Raw genomic sequence first — 19,967 nt, 5'->3', positions numbered from 1 at the left:
ACCTGATGTCATCCTTTGAAATTCAATTATTTTGTTTTCTATTTCTTCTGTTTTTGTCTTGATAGATATTCATTTTGAAAAGCTATCAGTAATTGCGTTTGTAATTCAAATGACGAACCTAAACTAATATTCAAATAATGTTGAAAGTGTTTATTTCCTCTGTTTGAACCTTCTGCAATATTTGAAGGCATAGAAACAGAACATCGATTCATTTGATTTGCCAAACTATAGGTTTCTGATTTTGGAAAAGTGGCGGTTAGTTTATAGATATCATTTGTAATTTCCATAGCTAAAATCCAAATTTTCAAATTCTTGAAATTGTGTTTCATGTTTTTGAGGGCAAGATAAGAAGAAAAATTAAAAGTAAGTTTTTTACTACTTTTTAAAAATCCATTTCAGGCTAACTTTTCATCCCAAATAGAAAGTCTTTCCTCTTGCTTCTTTCCTCTAAAAAGTCTTATAAAACCTCGTAGATTCCAGCACTTCCTTGTCCAGTTCCCACACACATAGAAACGATTCCGTACTTATTACCTCTACGTTTCATTTCGTCGAATAACTGAACAGAAAGTTTAGCTCCAGTACATCCAAGAGGGTGGCCTAAAGAAATTGCTCCACCGTTTACGTTTACGATTTCAGGGTTAATATTCAATTCACGAGTAACGGCTAAAGCTTGTGAAGCAAAAGCTTCGTTTAATTCAATTAACTCGATATCGTTCAATGTTAAACCAGCTTGTTTTAATGCTTTCGGAATTGCTTTTACAGGGCCAATACCCATAATTCTTGGCTCAACACCAGAAGAAGCAAAGTTTACCAAACGTGCGATCGGGTCAAGGTTTAACTCTTTTACCATTTCTTCGCTCATGATTAAAACGAAAGCAGCACCATCGCTCATTTGAGAAGAGTTACCAGCCGTTACACTTCCGTCAGCAGCGAAAACTGGTTTTAAACCTGCCAAAGCTTCTTTAGAAGTTCCGGCTCTTGGCCCTTCGTCTTTATTTACAACGTATGATTTTGTTTCTTTTTTTCCATTTTCATTGATGAAAGTCTGCTCAACAGTAATCGGAACGATTTGTTTGTCGAATTTTCCTTCTGCTTGCGCTTTTAAAGCTTTCATGTGAGAGTTGTAAGCAAACTCATCCTGATCTTCTCTAGAGATTTTGTATTGGTTCGCCACCGCTTCAGCAGTTAAACCCATTCCCCAGTAATAATCTTCGTGACCTGCCGCAGCCACTTTATAATCCGGAGTTGGTTTGTAACCTCCCATCGGAATATAACTCATACTTTCTGCACCACCGGCAATGATACAATCTGCCATTCCTGATTGGATTTTAGCAGTAGCCATTCCGATAGTTTCTAATCCAGATGCACAGTAACGGTTTACTGTAACTCCAGGAACATCTTCCACTTTTAATCCCATCAAAGAGATCAAACGGCCAACGTTAAGACCTTGTTCTGCTTCCGGCATGGCATTTCCTACCATAACGTCATCAATACGTTTTTTGTCGAAATTAGGCAGTTCGTCCATCATAAACTGAATGGTTTCAGCTGCTAATTCATCAGGTCTTTTAAATCTAAAAACACCTTTTGGAGCTTTTCCAACTGCTGTTCTATATGCTTTTACTATATATGCTGTTTTCATTTGTTTTTTGTTTTTTAAGATTGGTAGAAGAAAGATGCAAGAAGCAAGATTTCAAAACAGAGTTTTGTCTTTTCTCTTGCTTCTTTCTTCTTTATCTATTTTTCTAGTTACGAAGCGGTTTTCCTTTAGTCAACATGTATTGAATTCTTTCTAAAGTCTTACGCTCTGTACATAAACTCAAGAAAGCTTCACGTTCGATATCTAATAAATATTGTTCAGATACTAAAGTTGCTTCAGATAAATCACCTCCAGCCATTACGTAAGCTAGTTTGTTAGCGATTTTCTTATCGTGCTCAGAAATGTATTTTCCAGCTTGCATTTGATCTGTTCCAACTAAGAACATTCCCAAAGCTTGTTTCCCTAGAACTTTAATATCATTTCTTCTAATTGGCTGTGTATAACCCGCTTCTGCCATTAACAATGCATGTTTCTTAGCTTCAGCAATCTGACGATCTTTGTTTACTACAATAATGTCTTTTCCATGCTGAAGAAGTCCAGTGTCAAAAGCTTCGTAACCAGAAGTCGAAACTTTAGCCATTGCAATTGTCAAGAAATACTCTTGAAGAACGTTCAATTCCACATCGTTTTTGCGGAATAAATCGGAAGCTCTTAAAGTCATTTCTTTAGAGCCACCACCACCAGGAATAACTCCAACACCAAATTCAACTAATCCCATGTAAGTTTCTGCAGCAGCAACAACCTTATCAGCATGTAAGCTCATTTCGCATCCACCGCCAAAAGTCATTCCGTGAGGCGCAACCACAACTGGAATAGAAGAGTAACGAACACGCATCATTGTATCTTGGAACAATTTAATTGCCATATTCAATTCATCATATTCCTGCTCAACCGCCATCATGAAAATCATTCCGATATTAGCTCCAACAGAGAAATTCGCTGCTTGGTTTCCAATAACTAAACCTTGGTGTTCTTTTTCTGCTAATTCAATTGCTTTATTGATTGCCGAAAGAACGTCGCCACCAATTGTATTCATTTTAGATTGGAATTCTAAGTTTAAGATTCCGTCTCCTAAATCCTGAATGATTGCGCCACTGTTGCTCCAAACTTTTTTGCTTTCGCGAATGTTGTTCAGAATAATGAATGAATCTTGTCCAGGAACTTTAACTTGCGATTTTGTTGGAATATCGTAGAAATAAGTAGCGCCTTCTTTTACAGTATAAAAACTTTTGCTTCCAGAAGCCAACATTTCGTTTACCCATGCAGCAGGCTCTAAACCTTCTGCTTTCATAATTTCAATTCCTTTTTCAACACCAATGGCATCCCAGATTTCGAATGGACCATTTTCCCATCCAAAACCAGCTTTCATAGCATCGTCAATTTTGTAGAATTCGTCTGTGATTTCAGGAACTCTGTTAGAAACGTAAGCAAACATTCCAGCGAAACTCTTACGGTAGAATTCACCTGCTTTGTCCGTTCCTTTTACTAAAACTTTAAAACGATTGATCGGTTTGTCGATAGTTTTAGTTAATTCTAAAGTTGCAAAATTTGCTTTTTTTGCAGCTCTATATTCTAATGTATCTAAGTCTAAAGAAAGAATATCTTTGTCTACTTTTTTGTAGAAACCTTGTCCGGTTTTGCTTCCTAACCAGTTATTTTCCATCATTTTGTTAATGAAATCAGGAAGTTTGAACAATTCGTGCTGTTCGTCGTTTGGACAGTTTTCGTAAATACCGTTGGCAACGTGTACCAAAGTATCCAATCCAACAACGTCAACCGTACGGAAAGTAGCTGATTTTGGACGACCAATTACTGGTCCTGTCAATTTATCAACTTCTTCGATTGTTAATCCCATTTCTTTAACTAAATGGAATAAACTTTGGATTCCGTAAATACCAATTCTGTTTCCAATAAACGCCGGAGTATCTTTAGCAACAACCGAAGTTTTTCCTAAGAATTTAGATCCGTATTCGTTTAAGAAATCCAATACTTCTTTTGAAGTTTTTGGACCAGGAATAATTTCAAATAATTTTAAGTAACGCGCAGGGTTAAAAAAGTGAGTGCCGCAGAAGTGCTGTTGGAAATCTTCGCTTCTTCCTTCACTCATAAAGTGAATTGGAATACCAGAAGTGTTTGAAGTAACCAAAGTTCCCGGTTTACGGAATTTGTCGATTTGTTCAAAAACCAATTTTTTGATATCCAAACGCTCTACAACAACTTCGATAATCCAGTCTACATTGGCAATTTTTGCCATATCATCTGTCGTATTTCCAGTAGTGATTCGGCTAGCGAATTTTTGACTGTAAATAGGAGATGGTTTTGATTTTAATGAATTCGCCAAATGTTCGTTTACCACACGGTTGCGAACGGCTTTACTTTCAAGTGTTAATCCTTTTTTAGCTTCAGCTTCGGTCAGTTCACGCGGTACAATGTCCAGAAGTAAAACTTCGACACCAATGTTAGCAAAATGACAAGCTATACCTGAACCCATAATTCCGGATCCAATTACAGCAACTTTTTTAATTGTGCGTTTCATATTTGTTATTATTTGTTTTTTTACAGAATCAGGGCTATCAAAATTGATTACTTTTCTTCTGTGTTTTCTGTTTGATTAAATATGTTTTTATCGTGAATCAGTTCATTGATAATTTCAGAAACTTCGATAAAATGATTCAGTTTTTCTTCTGAGACATGCTTTCTAACGGTTTCATTAAACTTTAGAACTGTATTTTTAGATAAATCTCTTTTTTCTTTTCCAAATTCGGTCAGATAGATTAGAACACCTCTACCGTCACTTGGATTTTTCTTGCGAACAATCAAACCTTTTTCTTCCATAGATTTTAAGGTTCTTGTTAAGCTTGTGGCTTCCATTCCCATTCTTGGGCCGAGAGCCGTTGACGGAGTTCCTTCTTCCTTGTCCATACTTAAAAGAGCAAATCCTGTTGCCATTGTTGCATCGTATTTAGCAGCTTCTTCATTATACATTCTTGAAACAGCTTGCCATGTTGCTCTCAAAATATAATCTATCGTTTTGTCTTTCATAGGTAACTATATCGATTTCAAATATAATTAAAAAATACTATGCATGCATATAATTTTTTAATAATTTTTTGGTTAGTTATAAAATATCCCTGATTTAGAGGGTTTTGGTTGTTTATTTTAAGTGTAATATACTATTCTTTTTTTAGATTTTAACATTTTTAATGCTGTAAAAATCCTTTTTTGGTTTTTAAAACGCATTTAATTCTGTATTCTGTAAAAAATTATGCATTTATTTCAGTCGTTTCTTTTGGATCATAGCGTGAAATAGCGTCTTGAAGTATCTTTTTCATACGATTTCTAAGACCTTCTGGTCTTAAAATCTCCAAACAGCTTCCAAAACCTAACAGAAGACGTTCCATTTCATAATTTGGTACTACATATATATGTATAATAATACTGCCGTCTTCATTTTCTTTGATTAATCGCTGAGAAGTGTGCAAAGGTTTGGTAAGTACATAAGGCGCATTCGAAGCATCGACCCATAATTCAATACGTCTTGCATTTAATCCTGAATTTACGGTAACACCAATTACATCCTTATAATATACGTCAGCATCAAAATCTTCTTCTAAGTATGGATGATTAAAATCGTAATCAATAGAAATGATTCTGTCCAATGCTAAATTGGTAATTGGCTGTGTTGCTTTTTTCTTTCCGATTAAAAACCAGCGATTATTAAATTCTTTCAAGATAAAAGGATGAAAATGGAATTTCGTCTCTTCAGCAGATTTAAATGATTTATAGGTAATAATCAGAACCATCTTTTTGATAATTGCCTGATATATTTCATCCAAATAATGCAGTCCTTTTAGTTTTTCATTTTTATCCAGATAAATAACAGGTTTGGTATGCGACTTTTCGGCGTAGATTTTATCTTCCAATCGCTGTAAAATATCCGAGACATCGTTAAAAAGGGAGAAATCCTTGAATTGCTTCAACATCGAAACGGTTTCCGTCAAAACATTCATATCGGTTTCCGTCAGTGGAATATCGGTTATCGAAAAATCTTCGTCTTCGTATTTATAATACTTTTTATCGTAAACTACGATCGGCGCATTATAACCGAGTTTTTCGCTCCGCATCAATTGAATATCCATTTGGATTGTTCGTTTACTTATTGGATTTTGGCGTCCTTCATATTCAAATAAAGCCTCAGAACATTCTTCGATTAAATCTTCGAGTGTCCATTGTCGGTATTTATTCTGAAGGCATTTATCGATTGTTTTGTACCGGATTAAGGCGTTTTTGTTTTGTGACATGGCTGTGTGTGGTTTTGCTCGCAAAGTCGCGAAGTCGCAAAGTTTTTTATTTTTAAGCCACAGATTATGAGGATTAGAATGATTTCTCTCATTTTTTGTCATTTCGACCGAAGGGAGAAATCACACTAGAAACTCCATACAGAACTTCTCCAATCTTTGTCGAATTCCGCGTGTGATTTCTCCTTACGTCGAAATGACAAACGGTGTGTTTAATTAATACTTTAAATAAAAAACTTTGCGACTTCGCGTCTTTGCGATATTAATTCTGCGTTGAAATTTTGGGCGTGCCCCTCCGGGTCGGGCTTTACGTTCCCGCTTTTTTTAAGGCGAAGAAAAATCGCCTTAAAAAAGAGCTCCACTTCAATCCCTCACGCATTTACGTTAATAATAGAATCTCTTTTTCAATATTAGCCCGAGCTTTTTCCTGATACAAACTCCTAAACTCATCAGTCTGAAAAATAAACTCGTTTTCCAGAAAATGCTTCAAAACTTTTGCACGCCCGGGTTTGTATAGAAAATCAGGATAAATGCGATATTCTTTTCTAATTTGTTCAAAATAGATTTTATAATCGTCCCAATCTTTAGCAAGGATTTTCAAATCAAAATCGATTAACCAATTAATATCTTCAATTGCATTGTGTTGATGTTGTTGTGTTGCACAAATCGCATCAAAAACTAATTGTTTATTTAGATTGACATTTTTAGGTAAAACAGACAAAGCATATTCAGCACTTTTGAGTTCGTTATCTTTCTTGGATGCCGAATACACAAAATCATGATAGAAAATCGAAAATAATATTTCGTTTGGGTTTTGAAGTTTATCACGATAGACTTCAAAACTGGCAATCATTTCTTTTAAATGCGTGAGATTATGATAATGCCTTGATTTTTTGGAATATGCCTTTTCTAAATCCAACCAATTTTGCTGAATTTCATTTGCTGAAAAGCCAATATTTAAGAGTAAATCAGAATAAATTTCTTTTAAATTCATCTTGTTTTTTACTCAAATTTAAAATTCTTTTTTTACTGCGCAAAATAATTGCGTAGTAGTTTTGAAATCTTTGCTCAAGAAATAAAACAAGCAGTATTTCTTAAAAATGAAACAAAAATTATACTACGCAAAATAACTGCGCACTAGTTTTAAAATCTTTGTTCAGAAATAAAAACAAACGTTCATAGAAATAAAAGAATAAAATAGGTCAAGTTTGAGTTACTTCGAAAACACTTTCCACGTACACACTTACACCATTACCTTTTTATTTTTCAATCATAATTGGGGCAGTAGCTCAGTGGTAGAGCAGGTAGTTTTGAAATTATCAATAAAAGGTCAATCAAAATTTACTTCTTACACTTTTAATGTCCGTGTCGTGGGTTCGAATCCCACCTGCTCCACAATTAATGGTCAATTAAAACTTACTTCTTTAGGTTCGACTCCTAACTTCCGAAAGGAGGTTGCTGGTTATTAAGTTTTAAAATTATCATTAATAAAAACCGAGGGTCAAGATTAACTTACTTCTTTCGCGGTAGCCCGCTCCATTTTAGCTTAGTTAATCAATTATCGTCAAATTTCAGGTCAAGTGTTTCTTACTTCAAATCTTTTGGGTAGAACTAGAAGCACAATTATCTAAATTTTAAAAATTAAAAAAAAATGAAAACAAAAGAATTATTAAAAATCAGTTTACGCCAAAATGCCATTTTCATTCCGTCAGAAATGATTACGAATGATGTTAAAAATTTATCAGGAACAACTTCAGTTTTGTTGGCCAATGTTTCAAAACTTGGATTTACATTTTCTGAATCATTGCTTCATGCTTTAAACAATGTAAGCCCGAATTATAAAATCGAGGTTTTAGAAGTTTTGAGAGAAGTTCTAGGGACAGATAAAAACTGGACGCCTTTGGTAAAAGAATGGAATGTTCCAACAAACGAATCTGTTGTAGATCATATCATCACGTTTTTCGGAAATATTTTCCAGACTAAAAACGGAAGTAAATTACAATGCGGTCATATTATACCAGACAATACTTTTCCATTAGAAAGATACAATGGTTGTCCGTTCTGCGGAACTCCGTTTGAATTTGGAAAACTGGAAAATATCGGACAAGGAAGCAAATTGAAAATGTTGGAATTGTGGACAGAAAAAGATTTAAATGATTTCTATATATCGTTATTGCAATCTAAAACCGCTTTAGACGCTACTCAGGTAGATAGTTTAAAAATGGCGATGCAATATTTGCCTTTACCAAAAACAGAAGTAGCAATGAAGGAAACTTTAATGCTGGTAATCGATCTTTTGATTGAAAATGGTAAAGAAGACGAAGCGTCTCAGTTTTTGAAAACGCCAACCGATATCTTACGATATTTATGGTACAAAAACACGGGAATGTTGCAAATTATTGAGCCAAAAACGATTATCAAAAGAACATCAAAAAATGCTCAGCATTTCTACAATGTTTTAGATACAAGCGTTCAGGCGAGAATTGCGTCTCAAAAAGATTTGAAACTAAAATATTCCCGAAAAGAATGTTTAATGGTGGCAAACTGGTTGAATAATATGGATATGGATGTTGAGGCTATGTGCGAAACCATGCATCCAAAAAGAGGAATGTGGGTTCGTTTTATCCGAGCGTTGCGTTTGGCAGAATATAGCAAAAGAAAAGGATTTGAGAAATTGAACTTTTTAATGGATGTATTCTACAACCAAGTCTATGATGTTTGGCAAAGCAAAGTAGATTCGTCAAGATTGAAATTTGATGCCGATAAAACATTTGCGTTATTAAAACAACGTCCAGGATTATTTGCTCGTTCGTTATTTTCGAATATGCTTTGGTTTGGTGCAGAAGAAACTATTGCTCACTTTGAAGAAATCATCGATAAAGTTCCGGCTCGATTGGTGTTTACTTTGAATATGTATGCTCAAAATTATTTTGATAAAAACATGCAGAGAAGTGTGAAGCCTTTGGGTGGAACAAACAAACGAATTGAAGCAAATGCTTTATTGAAGTTGTACGAAGATTTTCAGTTGGAAGCGATGAAAAATCAAATCGAAGAATTGTGTCTTTTGGCCATGAAAAAACGATTTTCGAAAATTGCGAACACCAACAAAACAATCTATATCGATCCGCAATTGTTTAATATTCCGGTTTCTATAGGTGACCGAAGCGAAACTGTTCAGGATTTGCCAGTTGCTTTAATGGGAACACGTTTTCCAGTTGAAGATAACGAAGTGCGATTGTTTATGCAGTGGGGTAAAGATCTTCCTGCACAACATTTGGATATGGATTTAAGCTGTCATATTGCCTACGAAGATCGTTCAGATATTTGTTCTTTCAGCCGATTGACGACTACAGGTTGTCAGCATAGTGGAGATATCCGAAGCATTCCGAATAAAATTGGAACTGCCGAATATATCAACATCAACATCGACGAATTGGCGAAAGCCAAAGCCAAATTTGTAACTTTTACTTGCAACGCGTACAGCAACGGAAGTATTACGCCAAATCTAGTTGTAGGTTGGATGAACAGTAAACACCCGATGAAAATTTCGGAGAAAACTGGTGTAGCATACGATCCGTCGTGTGTAGATCATCAGGTTCGAGTGACGCAGAATGTTGCCAAAGGCTTAGTTTTTGGAGTGTTGGATATAGCCAAAAGAGAAATCGTTTGGTTAGAGATGACTTTCGGAGGTCAGGTTGTAGGTGGTTTGGATTTCAAAGGAGTTCAGGCGCTATTGGCAAAATTAAACAGCAAGTTGAATATTGGTAGTTTGTTACAGCTTAAAGCGGAAGCTCAAGGTTTAACAATCACTGAAAATGAAATTGCCGATGAGGTTTATACAGCGCAATGGGCGATGAACCCAGCGGTTGTTACGCAATTATTGGTGGATTAAGTTGCAAAGATTCATAGTAACAAAGTGACAAAGGTTTTAATATTTAACGCAGATTTAAAAAAGATTTTAGCAGATTAGCGCAGATTATTTATCAAAAAAAATTCTTTTAGATCTGCTTAAATCTGCAAAATCTGCGTGAAACAAAACCTACGCAAAATAACTGCGTAGTAGTAAAAGACCTTTGTCACTATCAAACTCTGGCACTTTGTCACTTAAAAAAGAAACAATGAAAACACAAATAAACGGTACAGATATATTAGAATTAGGATTCCCAGAAGGAAAAATAATCGGGATTGCCTTAAAAATAAACAGCAAAAGAAACGGATTTACAAGAGACGAAATGATCGCTCATTACAAAAACGTCTTAGAAACTCCAGAAAACTATATCGACGATAAAATCTTCAGCAAATTGGCTGTGGCTTTAATCGAAAAATCGAATGAAAAACCAGAAGATTTCATTGCTTTAAATCAGAATCCGAATGCGTATTCGGCTTACGGATTGGATCATATCGAAGACGGCGCCAGAAAGCAAATGGAAGTTGCCATGAAACTGCCTGTGACGGTTGCCGGAGCTTTAATGCCAGATGCGCACCAAGGTTACGGATTACCGATTGGCGGAGTTCTTGCCACAAAAAATGCCATTATTCCGTATGGTGTTGGTGTCGATATTGGGTGTAGAATGGCATTGTCGGTTTATGATATACCAGAAGATTTTTACTTTGAAAACGAAGCCAAATTCAAAAAAGAATTAATCGCGAATTCAATTTTTGGAGCAGGTCACGGATTTCACGGTCAATACAAATCAGATCATGCGGTTTTGGAGAACGATACATTTAATATGAATCCGTTTGTGAAGAACCTGAAAGATAAAGCTTGGTCGCAATTAGGATCTTCGGGTGGAGGAAATCACTTTGTGGAATTCGGAATCATGGAATTTGCTCAAGACGATGCGATTTTGAATATCCCAAAAGGAAAGTACGTCGCTTTGTTAACGCATTCTGGTTCACGCGGAATGGGAGCCACAATTGCCGGACATTATACTAAAATTGCCAAAGACGAATGCAGACTTCCAGAAGTTGCCAAAAACTTAGCGTATTTGGATATGAATTCACAATTGGGTCAGGAATATTGGCTTGCGATGAATTTGGCGGGAGATTACGCTTCGGCTTGTCACGAGATTATCCATAACAAAATGGAACGCGCTTTGGGTGCGACGATTTTAGCTAAAGTCGAAAACCATCATAATTTTGCCTGGAAAGAAACTTGGAACGGCGAAGAAGTGATCGTGCATAGAAAAGGAGCAACTCCAGCTGGAAAAGGCGTTATGGGAATCATTCCGGGAAGTATGACCGCACCGGGATTTTTGGTGAGAGGAAAAGGCGAGGAGAACGCTATTAATTCGGCTTCACATGGCGCAGGAAGACAAATGAGCAGAACCCAAGCCATAAAAAACATCACACAAACTGAAATGAAATCGATCCTGAGAGATCATGGCGTTACGCTTATCGGAGCAGGCCTTGACGAAGCCCCAATGGCGTATAAAGATATCAATCAGGTGATGGAAGCGCAGAAAGAATTGGTGGATGTTGTGGCGAAGTTTACACCGAAATTAGTTAGAATGGCGGATGATGGAAGCCGTGAAGACTAAGAAGAAGCAAGAAGCAAGAGGCAAGACTAAGGAGAAGCAAGAAGCAAGAAGAAAGATATGACTGTTTTGTCTTTTGTTTCTTTTCTGCACAAAATTTAAAAATTAAAAAAGTAGACAAATAAGAAAGAGCCAAGAGGAAAGATGAGAAAGTCTTGCCTCTTGCTTCCTTTCTCTGCAAAATCTTAAAAGAAAAAATAATCGGTTCAGAGAGAAAAAACCTTAGCATCTTAGTATCTCAGAACCTTAGCAACTTTAAAAAAAACATGAATTATATAGACATAGGAATCAACCTAACCAACAAACAATTCCAAAACGACATAGACGATGTCGTACAAGACGCGCTCGACGCCGATGTATCGCAGATGATACTCACGGGCACCAGCGTACGAAATAGCGAAGAATCTGCTAAGATTGCGCGACAATATCCGGGCGTGTTGTACGCTACGGCGGGCATACATCCGCATGATGCGAAGAGTTTCGATGTGCAGAGTATTTCGAAACTGAGGAAATTATTAGAACTGAAACACGTAGTTTCGGTTGGCGAATGCGGACTCGATTTTGATCGTGACTTTTCGCCCCGAAACAAACAGGAAGAATGTTATAAAGCCCAATTAGAATTGGCTATTGAAGTACAGAAACCGTTGTTTTTGCACGAAAGAAGCGCTTTCAATTCGTTTATGAATATTACCAAAGACTATCTGCCGAAACTGCCAAAAGCCGTTGTGCATTGTTTTACGGGAACGTTGCAAGAAGCCAAAACCTATCTCGATAACGGATTTTATCTGGGTTTTACGGGAGCGATTTCAGATGCCAAGCGTTTCAGTCCTTTAAAAGAAGTCATTCAGTACGTACCGCTTGACCGAATGATGATTGAAACCGATGCGCCGTTTATGCTTCCTAAAAATGTCCCGAACAGCCTTTTGAAGAAATATCACGAACGCCGTTGCGAACCTGCTTTTCTGCCGTATGTTGCCGGAACAATTGCACAGTTTAAAGGAATTACTTTAGCTAAAGTAGCGGAGGAAACAACTAGGAATTCTAAAAGCTTTTTTGGGATTTAAGTCTTAATTACAAAGATTATTTGTTGGCTTTTAAATCAGGTGTTTGTACTTGGTTTGAAGGCTTTTTGTTTGTATATATTTGAGAGTAGATTATCAAAATAAAAATATCGTGAAAGAATATTAATGATGAAATTCTTGATTACGGAAAACCGTAAAATGATGTAGTAAAAATCTTTATATATTTACTGTGTAAGTAATATGAGAAATTGTAAATGGCAAGTAGAATTAAAGAAATAGATTGGTTAAAGCTTATTAAAGTCGATAGAGATACTTTTTTAAATTGGTTTTTTCTACACGAAGAAGAAGTGATTTCAGATGATATAAAAGTTAAATTTTACAGTTTAAAATGTGAAAATAATGAGCTGAACATAGAAGGTTTTATAAATTACCTGTATTGTGAAGTTGAAAAATATGTATTTGATGAAAAAGAAATAAAGGAACTTATTGAGGATGGACATAATCCCCTTGAGAAAGCTCTAAGCTATTTTGGAGATATCGACCCTTTAACTGATGGACGATATGGAGAATTAATTCTATATCTATTTGTTGAGTCTGTATTGCAAGCACCAATGATTGTTCATAAAATTTCCCAAACATATAATAATAATGATCAGGTAAAAGGAGCAGACGGAATTTTTATCGGAAATATTAATGATAAAGCAACACTATTAATTGGTGAATCTAAGATGCGTAATAATTTTAATTTATGCGTAGGAGATGTAATGGAATCACTTGGAAGATTTATAACTGATTTTGAAACAGTAGAAAGAGAACTGGATGTGGCAAAAAAACATTTAAGTAGAAATTTATATGATTTAGAACGGAGCGATTTGGATTTTATTTATCAAAGTTTAAGAGTCAAACAAAAAGAATTTAAGGAATACAGTATTTGTTATCCAGCTTTTTTAATGTATAAAGAAAAAAAAATTGGTAAAATAATTGACGAGGACTTAACAGAAATAGAAAACGAAGTTTTAAAATTAATTAAATCAGTTAAAACTAAAAGAGCCAATTATATTAAAAAATCGTTACCCGATGTTTTAGATATCACGCTTGAATTTTTTATGATGCCAGTGAAAGATGTTAGCTCTTTTAGAGAAATGTGTTATCAGATTTTTCATAATGGGAAAAAATATGAAAGGAAAGAATGACTAATTTAACGATTAAATCAGCAAAAGAGCATCCTGTTTTTAGAGAGGTTTTACATTCTTTAATAACTAATAGATTTTATTCAGAATTAGATTTAGAGTCTAAAAAAAAACTGATAGATGAAAATAATCTAGACAAGGCGATATGGCTTGCTTCTATAATTGCTACTAGTACAGAAGAAAATGACAAATATTTGAGTTCAGTATTTGGAATTGCTCTTTTTTTAGAATTTGAATCTAAAGAGTATAGAAAGGTTGCATATATAATTTTATCGAGATCTGGTAATTTGATTACAACTCGTTTTTTTAAAGAGCTTATAACAATAAATTCAATATCAGGAGATTTATTTTTTGATGATAGTTTTGGTACTGTAATGGATTTTGAATTGGGATCCAAAATAGCATTAAATGAAATTGAGAGTGGGAAAGGAAAAATTATTGGTTCAGATTATCAAAAGTATTTATGGACTATATTAACAAAAAGCAATGAAAATGTAGCGATTTCTGCACCAACTTCTGCTGGTAAATCATTTATAGTTCAAAATTTTGTTAGACATTCATTTTTAAATAGAAAATCTTTTTTTGTAGTTTATATTGTTCCTACAAGAGCTTTAATTTCAGAAGTTTCAGAAGATTTTAGGAAAATATTAGATTCCGATGTAAACATAAATACTGCATTCATTGAAAAAGAAGATCTTACTTTAAAAGAACAATTTTCAGATAAAGAGATATTCATATTAACTCCAGAAAGAACATTAAAATTAATACAATATTCTTATAAAAATGATTTTTCTCCAGATATAATTTTTATAGACGAAGTTCAAAATATTGAAGATGAAGGAAATAGGGGGTTTGTTTTTGAACATTTAATCAATGAAATGGAAATTGTATGGAAAAAATCTAGAAAAATAACCGCAGGGCCGTTTTTGAATAATCCAGACTCATTATTAAAACAAATGTTTAAAGAGTTTAGCGAAAATCTAAAAACAATATTCTCTCCAGTATTTCAATTAAAAATTAGTTTAAAACCATTAAAAGATAATAAGGTAGTTCTTGCTAATATTTTTTTTCTTGAAGAATTAATAAACAAAATAGAGGTTCCAATTGATTTTGATTATGGAAAGCAAATAATGGATAATAAACTAAAAACGACTGTAAAGGTTTTATTGAAATTTGGAAAGAAAAGCAAAAATTTAATTTACTTACCAAAAGCAAATTATGTTGAGCAATTTTCACATTATTTAACATTAGCTAAAAGTAATGAAAAACCCAATTAAGCGAGGAAATAAATGAATTGATTGATTTAATAAAAGAAGAAATCCATCATCAATACAATTTAATAGACACATTAAAAATTAAATCTGCTTTTCATCATGGCAAATTGCCTGAGATTATAAGAGGTGAATTAGAGTATCTTTTTTCAAATGGATATCTTGATAATATTATTTGTACTTCTACATTAGTAGAAGGAGTTAATTTACCTGCCGAAAAAATTTTTATTCCATACCCAAAAAAAGATAATAAGAAACTAAGCCCATTTGAATTTGGAAACATCGTTGGGCGGGCTGGTAGGATTAGAGATGCGCTGACCGGAACAATAATTTGCTTGGAAAAAGAAGAAGAAGAATGGGCTGAGGATTTTTTTGAAAATGAACCTGATAAAGAAATTATTCCAGCTATTAATAAAATTTTAAGCTATCCAATTGACGATTTAGTTTCGGCTTTAAATCAACCTCTAGATGTTGGGAATAAGAAACTAGAGTTTGGAGTTATTTTTCTAAAACTGAAGTATCTTAAAGGGGAAGAAAAACTCGTTGAGTATCTAAAGGATAAGAATACAGATGAGAATTTAATCGAAGTAATAGTAAGTAATCTCTCTGAAAAATTAAAGTATATCAAGCTACCTAGTGATATTTTACGACTCAATCCGAGTATAGATCCAGAACTTCAAAATGAGCTATACTTAAGAATTAAGGAACAAGGTGTAAAAGATTGGGTTCTTCATATGCATAAATATATAAATGCGAAATGGAATAGGGAGACATTATCAAAAAAAGTTCACGAAGAAAGTAATTTCTTTGGACAATTAAAGAATATATTATACAAGTTGGATGAAATATTTGATTTTAATAAGGAAGCTTATTTTAAACATGATATTTCCAGAACAGTTCCACAAATGGTATTTTATGCTACTTTGTGGTTAGATAATAGAAGTTTTAAAGAATTGATAATTAGAGAGATAAATTTTAATGCCGATATCAAAAAAAGTATTGATAGAAATAATAAAAGAGACATAAATAAAACAATAAATGAAGTAATAAAAATTTATTCATCGATAATAAGTTATGTTTTAGTAAAATATACTAAGTTACTAGGAGATATCTTAGAATATGTATTTACAGAAGAAGAATTAGAGTTATATAGGCTTAGCCTTTCTTTACCTACAATGTTAGAATTGGGAACTAGAGATAATTTAGTTTTATTTTTGATTTCTAAAGGGATTTCAAGATCAATTGCAATTAAGATTTATAAACTTATACCCGAAGAGCATACTGAAAATCCAATAGAATGGTTGTCAACTCAAAAAGAACTGAAAATTCAAAAAATTTATAATGATTATCTAAAGAGAAAGGGGTATCTATTAACTGATGATGAAGAAAGTTAATAGAATATCTAGAACAGATCTTGCCTATGTCAGCCCTTGCTCCCTAGGCGTGCACATGATGAAAAGTAATTCAAACTTTAATACGTAATCAGATAACAATTACATCACTAAACCCTGCAAATACTAATCCGCAGAATTGTTATAAAAATTAAATTTTAACTAATATTTGTTAAATTAATCTAAAATATACTACATTTGTATCTGTAATTAATAATAGAAAAAAATACATATGAAACTTTTATCAAGCCCATTTTTTGAACGTTTGGCCGGAGATTTTCCAGCTAATTGCTCAGGATGCGTATGTATTTTTATGAAATTATGATCTAGAATTTAGAGTCAAACTCATCATAGAATAGAAAAGCGTCCTCATTTTAGGACGCTTTTTTTGTTTTAAAGCACTTCGACTTCGCTCAGTGTGACAAAAGTGAACAACAAAATGATAAAGAAAACAAACCAGAACTAAAAAAACTAAAAAAATATTTAACCAAAATGTTTAATGATTAATAAAAATAGAGAGATATAGTCTTGGAAAGTAATCTGATGAGTAACAGTCATTTGATACAAAAGTGAGATCTGCACCAGTTTGCGGACAGGAATTTCTTTGTCTTTATTTTTGGCTTAACTAACTGATAATCAGAAAATTATTCTTAAAAAATATTTGGAAATATGAATTTTTCCATCATATCTTTGCCGAACAAAATTGAAACAAATTGCAATAACAATAGCAATAGCAATAGCAATTACAATAAATAACAACAACAATTAAAAAATAAATAAAATGAGTTTTAAATTATACATACATAACCCAGGACTAGTAGCAGCGGCTTCGGACCGTGAACGCTTTTACATGTTGGTGCATCAATATAGGCAATAGGATAGTTATATCGTATTTGTTATGAAGCACCTTTAATCGGGTGCTTTTTTTGTGACTATTTATTAGCCACGAAGGCACAAAGGCGCTAAGATTTAAGAAAAGATAAAAAAGAAAAACTTTGTGTCTTAGCGCCTTAGCGGCAAGAGAAAGAAATACGCAAAATAACTGCGCAGAACAATTGTAATATTTGTTCATGAAGAAATAGTAATGAAGTAAAAAGTAGGGACCGTTAGTGGTAAACACTGACAGTTTATGTTTAACAATAAAAATTTAAGGATGAATCAAGAAATAGGATATTCGTCGGGCCACGGTGGTCAAACAGATGCAATGGAGTTTAGTGAGTCGCCATTTGCCTCAATTGGAAAAATGAATTTGAAGCTCATTTTCCTATGGAATGAAAAGGTACATTTTCGGGAAACCATATATATCATGTAGAGATATTTCTCTGGTAAAGCAAGGGTGCTTTTAAACTTTTGTGATATTGGATTTCCCAGAAAAGCCTTCGATTTCCTGAGATTCCCAAGAATTACAAAAAAAAAATACCATGCAAAACAATACACTAGAAAAATACAAAAAAGCAATTAGAAAAAAATACGAAATAGAAAAAGAAGGTAAATACTTTGATTACTTGTACAAGCCTTCTCGTGGAAAACTTCGTGATTTGTGCTGGCTAATTTTCGAAAACAACCCAACAAAGGATGACTTGAACGTCTTCAGCAACCTATTGGGCTTAGATTTCGATCATAGTAAAAAGAATAAGTTTAAGGAGAAAAAGGATAAGTTCAGACCTATCGAAACTTTCTTCAAAGGAGAAACAGATCCGTCAAACATTGACGCTATAAACATGGCAGCTATTTTGGTTGATTTTGAACCACGTCCTTTTAAAAAGTTCTACGAAATGTCTAAAACTGAAGAAATAAAACCAGTTAAACGGATTGAGAAAGCTAAAGCAGTTCTTGAAAAAAAGAAATCTGCTAAAAAGGAAAAGCATGAAAAGAAGTCTAAGAAAAGAAACTTCTTTCTAGATTTCAAAAGCATGTTTTTCTAGGGAGTGCCACTAAGGCGCTAAGACACAAAGTTTTTTAGCCACAGATTATAAAGATTAAAAGGATTAAAAATCTGCTCAAATTTGCAATCCCGATAGCTATCGGGAGCGTGAAACTAATCTTAGCGTTCCTTTGCGTAAACCTTTGTGCTCTTTGCGGTTAAATAAAACAATTATTAAAAATTAAAAAAATGAAAACAACAGATAAAATTATTATTATCGATTTAGAAGCTACATGTTGGCAAGGCGCAGTCCCGAGGGGACAGCAGAATGAAATTATTGAAATCGGATTAGCAGTCTTAGATACTGGGACGGGAGAAATCTCTAAGAACAAGGGGATTCTGATAAAGCCACAACGTTCTCATGTTAGTCCGTTTTGTACTGAACTGACGACTATTACTCAAGATTTACTGGATAAAAATGGAGTTTCTTTTGAAGAAGCTGTTGATTTGCTAATCGACGAATACAATCCAGATTTGTACACTTGGGCAAGTTATGGGCAGTACGATTTGAATATGCTGACAAAACAGTGTAAATCGTTTGGCATTCCATATCCGATGGGAGAGGAGCATATCAATGTAAAAGAACATTTTGCCGAGAAGTTTGGCTTGAAGAGGTCGACAGGAATGAATGGCGCTCTACAGTTGCTGAATATTCCATTGGAAGGAACACACCATCGCGGTATTGATGATGCTAAAAACATCGCTAAAATCTTGCATTGGTGTTTGAAAAACTAGAATGGTTTAAATCCACTCTCCAGCTGCATTATAATCATCTGGAAGATAAGTGAGATATTGAACCATTCGCGGTTTTTCACCATTATTTGGTGTCGCACAATGCGGAAGCGCTTGATGCCAAATGATAAAATCTCCTGCTTGCCCGATAATTGGTTTCGACTGCAGTGTCTGCAAGGCTTTTTCTCTCGGATTCTCTTGAGGTTTAAGTTCGTCAAGCCACTGATTAATTTGGTTATGAAAACCCGGAACACAATGAAAAGCGCCATCATTTGGTCCGCAATCGGTTAAATAAAGCAAGCCCTGAAGGCCAAAACTCAACGGCTTTTTCAAACTCATATCCCAATGAAGCGGACTTCCCAGAAAATTAAAATTCTCTGTTTCAGGCGGATTAAAACTTACCTTGTCAATCGTTTTGTAAATTTTAGTGGTTTTATAAAGCTGTTCATACGCTTTTTTTACCCTTGGAGAAAAACGGTTCCGATTTAAAGTTTCATGATCAGAAAAATTAAGCATAAGGCCTTTTAGATCTTCATGGCTTTCGTACCAGCTTTCCTTTTTATTAGGATCCATTTTTAGGTATTCCCAAATAGCTTTTTGAGTGTCTTCACAGTCTTCTTTTGAGATAGCATTTTTAACGATTACATAGCCATTTTGGTTCCAGAATTCTAGATCTTCTTCGGATAAAACATTGTCGGTTAAATCTTCGGGTTCAATTACTATATCACGTTTTCGGTTGTTGATCCAGATTTTAAAAGATTCATAATCTGGCTTTTCGAAATATAAAAATTGCAAAGCATCTTCCATACCAATACCTAGCTGATACAAGGTTTTGATTTCGTTGTTCCAGTTGGTTTGACCGAGATCAGCATTTTGAGGATCAACAGTGCGTTTCCATAATTGTTCAAGGGTATTCCAAGGCATAGCTTTTTTGTTATAAAAGACAATAAGCTAAAATACAGGATTTATGGCTGGGTATTTAAAGTAAAAACACCTGTTTTCTAA

Annotated in this window: 15 protein-coding genes and 1 tRNA gene; 9 read left to right on the top strand and 7 right to left on the bottom strand. The window is 34.1% G+C overall.

Going from position 1 to position 19,967, the window contains the following annotated elements:
* Positions 1-38: 38 nt before the first annotated feature.
* The 6 genes from BLP44_RS12140 to BLP44_RS12115 form a co-directional block, all read right to left on the bottom strand.
* Positions 39-329, bottom strand: a complete 291-nt coding sequence (locus BLP44_RS12140; RefSeq protein WP_317040785.1) for a four helix bundle protein — start codon at positions 327-329, stop codon at positions 39-41.
* Positions 330-457: 128 nt separating this feature from the next.
* A complete protein-coding gene (locus BLP44_RS12135; protein ID WP_091133258.1) occupies positions 458-1,639 on the bottom strand; it encodes a thiolase family protein in 1,182 nt (393 codons plus the stop codon).
* A gap of 103 nt (positions 1,640-1,742) precedes the next feature.
* Positions 1,743-4,133 (bottom strand): 3-hydroxyacyl-CoA dehydrogenase/enoyl-CoA hydratase family protein, encoded by a 2,391-nt coding sequence (locus BLP44_RS12130; protein WP_091133256.1) that lies wholly within the window; start codon positions 4,131-4,133, stop codon positions 1,743-1,745.
* A gap of 47 nt (positions 4,134-4,180) precedes the next feature.
* On the bottom strand, positions 4,181-4,639 hold the full coding sequence (locus BLP44_RS12125; protein WP_008468520.1) for a MarR family winged helix-turn-helix transcriptional regulator: 459 nt from the start codon (positions 4,637-4,639) through the stop codon (positions 4,181-4,183).
* A gap of 221 nt (positions 4,640-4,860) precedes the next feature.
* Positions 4,861-5,898 carry a helix-turn-helix transcriptional regulator gene (locus BLP44_RS12120; protein ID WP_091133254.1) on the bottom strand — a complete coding sequence of 346 codons (1,038 nt, stop codon included), beginning with the start codon at positions 5,896-5,898 and terminating at the stop codon, positions 4,861-4,863.
* 376 nt (positions 5,899-6,274) lie between these two features.
* The gene (locus BLP44_RS12115) at positions 6,275-6,889 is read right to left on the bottom strand and encodes an HD domain-containing protein (RefSeq protein ID WP_091133252.1); all 615 of its coding nucleotides are present in this window, start codon (positions 6,887-6,889) and stop codon (positions 6,275-6,277) included.
* Between the two features lie 284 nt (positions 6,890-7,173).
* Here BLP44_RS12115 and BLP44_RS22955 point away from each other — a divergent pair.
* From BLP44_RS22955 to BLP44_RS12070, 9 genes are all read left to right on the top strand, one after another.
* Positions 7,174-7,290: transfer RNA gene (locus BLP44_RS22955), tRNA-OTHER, on the top strand.
* Between the two features lie 256 nt (positions 7,291-7,546).
* The gene (locus tag BLP44_RS12110; protein WP_091133250.1) at positions 7,547-9,787 is read left to right on the top strand and encodes a hypothetical protein; all 2,241 of its coding nucleotides are present in this window, start codon (positions 7,547-7,549) and stop codon (positions 9,785-9,787) included.
* A 226-nt stretch (positions 9,788-10,013) separates the two neighbouring features.
* The gene (locus BLP44_RS12105; protein WP_091133248.1) at positions 10,014-11,435 is read left to right on the top strand and encodes an RtcB family protein; all 1,422 of its coding nucleotides are present in this window, start codon (positions 10,014-10,016) and stop codon (positions 11,433-11,435) included.
* 263 nt (positions 11,436-11,698) lie between these two features.
* The gene (locus BLP44_RS12100) at positions 11,699-12,496 is read left to right on the top strand and encodes a TatD family hydrolase (RefSeq protein ID WP_091133246.1); all 798 of its coding nucleotides are present in this window, start codon (positions 11,699-11,701) and stop codon (positions 12,494-12,496) included.
* Between the two features lie 212 nt (positions 12,497-12,708).
* On the top strand, positions 12,709-13,647 hold the full coding sequence (locus BLP44_RS12095) for a Hachiman antiphage defense system protein HamA (RefSeq protein ID WP_091133243.1): 939 nt from the start codon (positions 12,709-12,711) through the stop codon (positions 13,645-13,647).
* Positions 13,644-14,921 (top strand): DEAD/DEAH box helicase, encoded by a 1,278-nt coding sequence (locus tag BLP44_RS12090; protein WP_091133242.1) that lies wholly within the window; start codon positions 13,644-13,646, stop codon positions 14,919-14,921. The genes BLP44_RS12095 and BLP44_RS12090 overlap by 4 nt, the downstream gene beginning before the upstream one ends.
* A gap of 17 nt (positions 14,922-14,938) precedes the next feature.
* Positions 14,939-16,309, top strand: a complete 1,371-nt coding sequence (locus BLP44_RS12085) for a helicase-related protein (protein ID WP_170830233.1) — start codon at positions 14,939-14,941, stop codon at positions 16,307-16,309.
* Positions 16,310-17,727: 1,418 nt separating this feature from the next.
* Positions 17,728-18,231 carry a hypothetical protein gene (locus BLP44_RS12075; protein WP_008468549.1) on the top strand — a complete coding sequence of 168 codons (504 nt, stop codon included), beginning with the start codon at positions 17,728-17,730 and terminating at the stop codon, positions 18,229-18,231.
* Positions 18,232-18,419: 188 nt separating this feature from the next.
* On the top strand, positions 18,420-18,965 hold the full coding sequence (locus BLP44_RS12070) for a 3'-5' exonuclease (RefSeq protein WP_091133236.1): 546 nt from the start codon (positions 18,420-18,422) through the stop codon (positions 18,963-18,965).
* 6 nt (positions 18,966-18,971) lie between these two features.
* Here BLP44_RS12070 and BLP44_RS12065 read toward each other — a convergent pair whose 3' ends face one another.
* Positions 18,972-19,886: a phytanoyl-CoA dioxygenase family protein gene (locus BLP44_RS12065; protein WP_008468553.1), complete on the bottom strand. Its 915-nt coding sequence runs from the start codon at positions 19,884-19,886 to the stop codon at positions 18,972-18,974.
* Positions 19,887-19,967 lie beyond the last annotated feature (81 nt).

The organism is Flavobacterium anhuiense, from assembly GCF_900101855.1.
Taxonomy (GTDB): domain Bacteria; phylum Bacteroidota; class Bacteroidia; order Flavobacteriales; family Flavobacteriaceae; genus Flavobacterium; species Flavobacterium anhuiense.
The sequence above is the reverse complement of the archived record's forward strand: the minus strand, read 5'-3'. Positions and strand labels throughout refer to the sequence as shown.

Excerpts from the sequence above, each read along its gene's own strand:
- BLP44_RS12140 (WP_317040785.1), bottom strand. The coding sequence starts at position 329 with ATGAAACACAATTTCAAGAATTTGAAAATTTGGATTTTAGCTATGGAA.
- BLP44_RS12135 (WP_091133258.1), bottom strand. The coding sequence starts at position 1,639 with ATGAAAACAGCATATATAGTAAAAGCATATAGAACAGCAGTTGGAAAA.
- BLP44_RS12130 (WP_091133256.1), bottom strand. The coding sequence starts at position 4,133 with ATGAAACGCACAATTAAAAAAGTTGCTGTAATTGGATCCGGAATTATG.
- BLP44_RS12125 (WP_008468520.1), bottom strand. The coding sequence starts at position 4,639 with ATGAAAGACAAAACGATAGATTATATTTTGAGAGCAACATGGCAAGCT.
- BLP44_RS12120 (WP_091133254.1), bottom strand. The coding sequence starts at position 5,898 with ATGTCACAAAACAAAAACGCCTTAATCCGGTACAAAACAATCGATAAA.
- BLP44_RS12115 (WP_091133252.1), bottom strand. The coding sequence starts at position 6,889 with ATGAATTTAAAAGAAATTTATTCTGATTTACTCTTAAATATTGGCTTT.
- BLP44_RS12110 (WP_091133250.1), top strand. The coding sequence starts at position 7,547 with ATGAAAACAAAAGAATTATTAAAAATCAGTTTACGCCAAAATGCCATT.
- BLP44_RS12105 (WP_091133248.1), top strand. The coding sequence starts at position 10,014 with ATGAAAACACAAATAAACGGTACAGATATATTAGAATTAGGATTCCCA.
- BLP44_RS12100 (WP_091133246.1), top strand. The coding sequence starts at position 11,699 with ATGAATTATATAGACATAGGAATCAACCTAACCAACAAACAATTCCAA.
- BLP44_RS12095 (WP_091133243.1), top strand. The coding sequence starts at position 12,709 with ATGGCAAGTAGAATTAAAGAAATAGATTGGTTAAAGCTTATTAAAGTC.
- BLP44_RS12090 (WP_091133242.1), top strand. The coding sequence starts at position 13,644 with ATGACTAATTTAACGATTAAATCAGCAAAAGAGCATCCTGTTTTTAGA.
- BLP44_RS12075 (WP_008468549.1), top strand. The coding sequence starts at position 17,728 with ATGCAAAACAATACACTAGAAAAATACAAAAAAGCAATTAGAAAAAAA.
- BLP44_RS12070 (WP_091133236.1), top strand. The coding sequence starts at position 18,420 with ATGAAAACAACAGATAAAATTATTATTATCGATTTAGAAGCTACATGT.
- BLP44_RS12065 (WP_008468553.1), bottom strand. The coding sequence starts at position 19,886 with ATGCCTTGGAATACCCTTGAACAATTATGGAAACGCACTGTTGATCCT.